General features: G+C 32.1%; 2 protein-coding genes. Both read left to right on the forward strand.

Features of this window, described 5'->3' with window-relative positions; all coding sequences use genetic code 11:
• Positions 1–145: 145 nt before the first annotated feature.
• Positions 146–1,933 (forward strand): site-specific DNA-methyltransferase, encoded by a 1,788-nt coding sequence (locus BUB85_RS20645; RefSeq protein WP_278319623.1) that lies wholly within the window; start codon positions 146–148, stop codon positions 1,931–1,933.
• A gap of 2 nt (positions 1,934–1,935) precedes the next feature.
• A complete protein-coding gene (locus BUB85_RS20650) occupies positions 1,936–2,946 on the forward strand; it encodes a DEAD/DEAH box helicase (protein WP_073113346.1) in 1,011 nt (336 codons plus the stop codon).
• The last annotated feature ends 85 nt before the right edge of the window (positions 2,947–3,031 follow it).

A 3,031-nucleotide genomic window follows, 5' to 3' on the forward strand; every position in this document is an offset into this window, starting at 1 on the left:
AGCATGGAATAAATGCTTTTACAGCAATCAGAGAAGCCCTTTTAGGGAATTCCGATATCATCTTTAACTAATGGAGTTCTGAACAGTTACAAAATCCTTATATTATAATGAAGATCCACTAATAAAGGGAAAAGTAAAAGGAAATATAAAGCTTGTATATATTGATCCACCGTTCTCGCTGAAACAAGAATTTAAAGGAAAAAAAGGCGAAAAAGCATATGCGGATAAAGTTAAGGGTGCTGAATTCGTAGAATTTTTGAGAAGAAGATTGATTGTGTTAAGAGAACTTATGGCAGACGATGGGGTGATTTTTGTTCACTTAGATTATCGTAAGAATCATTACATTAAAATTATAATGGATGAAGTATTTGGAGAAAATTATTTTCAAAATGAAATAACATGGAAAAGAACTAGTGCACATAATGACACAGGGAAATTTGGTGTTAATACAGAATACATTTTATTCTATTCTAAAACAGATAAGTATACGTGGAATACGCAGTATGCTGAATACTCCGAAAAGCATCTGAAAAGATATAGAAGAAAAGATAAACAGGGGAGACATTGGACGGATAGTCCTTTGACAGCTAAAGGATTATCTGGAGGAGGATATACGTATACATATAAGGGCGTTACAGATGTTTGGAGATGCCCGATTGAGACAATGAAACAATTGGATAAAGATAATATGCTTTATATAACAAAAACAGGTGGAATAAGGGTGAAAAAATATTTGGATGAACTTAAAGGTACGCCTGTACAATGTTTATGGAATGATATAGATCCAGTTAATTCACAATCAAAGGAAAGAGTAAATTATCCGACGCAGAAGCCAGAAGAACTTATAGAACGAATTATTAGTGCAACAACTAATCCAGGGGATTTAGTATTAGATTGTTTTGCGGGATCTGGAACTACATTATCTGTTGCAGAGAAGATGGGAAGAAGATGGATTGGCTGTGATATTGGAAAATTGTCAATATATGTAATACAAAAAAGACTTCTTGAAATTGCTGAAAGCAAATCATTTAGCACAGAAGATTCAATTAACGTTGGTAAAGAATATGGACAGGAGGCAAAGCCATTTTCAGTGGTGACAGCGGGGCTGTATGATTTAGCAAAAGTATTTTCAATGGAAGAAGAGAAGTATAAATCCTTTGTTAAAACATTATTCGATATAGAAGAAATTGAAAAAAAGGATATCAATGGTGTGGCAGTAGATGGAGAAAAAAAGGGATTTTATGTAAAAATATATCCATATTGGGACAGCTCCTTTAGAAATGCAGATGTAGATGAAACATATGTTGAGGAACTGCATAAGAATATAGGTTCTCATTTAAAAGGAAGATTTTATATAATCGCACCAGCTACATGTGTTGCATTTATTAATGACTATTATGAAATTGATGGGATTAAGTATTATTTCTTAAAAATTCCTTATCAGGTCATTAAAGAACTTCATGCCAATAATTTTAGAAAACTTAAGCAACCTCAAAATGAAAAAGAAGTAAATGATTTAGAAGAAGCAATTGGGTTTCATTTCATAAGACAACCAGAAGTTAATGCAAAATTGATTTTAAAGAAGGGGAAACCATATATTTCAATTTCGCATTTTATGTCGGATTACGATTATGACGAAGAAGGAAATATGTTGAATGATTTCGAGAGTTTGTCTATGGTTTTGCTTGACAATCAAGCAAAAGAAGAAAAAGCACCCTTTGTAATGACTGATTATTTCTTTGCTCAAGATTTAATAGAAGGAATGTCTGCTAAAAAGAGAAAAAAACAAGGGGAAGAAGAAAATACTAGAAAAGAATTGAAAAAGATTAAGGAAATCCTAGTACCTATTCAGCCTCAGCATGAGGTTGTAAAGGTGGTATATGTTGACATTTATGGTAATGAGTTTTCAGAAACATTTTGCATGGAGGATTAGTAATGGATGGGATAATAAAAATTGAAGAATCAAATATGGTTTTGCAAGTAAGTAAAGAATTTGATCCTTCAGTGTTGAATATGTCGGAATGGGATGATTTTTTAGACTGTTTATGTGGAACCAGAGATTATCAAAAGCAAGCGATAAAGACCGCCATTATTTATATGGCTTCTGGTGAATATGAGTCGATAAATCAGCTTGCTAAAGTGAATTATTCAGATAGTAGTGAATTACAAGAAAAATATAGAACAGAAATCGATTATATTAATACGTTGCAGTTACCAAATAAATTGTCTGGTGTTATTGACTTGGCAACAGGTACAGGAAAAAGTTATGTCATGTACGGAATTTCGCAGCTTATGTTGGGCATGGGTTTGGTAAAGCGAGTATTAGTGTTGTGTCCATCTATTACTATCGAAAAGGAATTACAACAAAAGTTTAGAACTCTCTCTCAAGATGCGAAATTAAAATCGTATTTACCTTCTAGTAGTTTGATGAAAAATCCAAGGATAATTGATGCCAATGTTACAATAGGAGAGAGCGATATATGCATTGAAAATATACATACCGTATATGCAAATACGGGGTCATCTATAGAGGATAGTTTTAAGTTTGGGGGACAAGATACATTAGTTCTTAGTGATGAAGTTCATCATGCATATAATTCTTCAGGTGATGCAGATATAAAAAAATGGAAGGAATTCTTATTAGGAGTATATAATTTTAAGTATTTGATTGGATTGACAGGTACAGCATATATTGAAAATGAATATTTTAGTGATGTGATTTATAGATTCTCACTTAGAGAAGCAATCGATAAGCAGTTTGTGAAAATGGTTGAATATGTAGCTAAAGATGAAGGTCTAGAGCAAAATGCAAAATTCCAGAAGATATACGCAAATCATATAGAATTTAAGAAAATATATAGTGGAATAAAACCATTAACATTAGTTGTAAGTAAAGATATTAGATCTGCAGATTGCTTGGCAAATGAATTTATTGATTTTTTGTAACTGTTCAGAACCCCCTTGGGGAACTAATTAATTTTTGTACAAAACAGAGAATTTTTAAAACCTGTTTTGCGATATTATTTCGGTA

The organism is Hespellia stercorisuis DSM 15480 (assembly GCF_900142165.1).
GTDB lineage: Bacteria > Bacillota > Clostridia > Lachnospirales > Lachnospiraceae > Hespellia > Hespellia stercorisuis.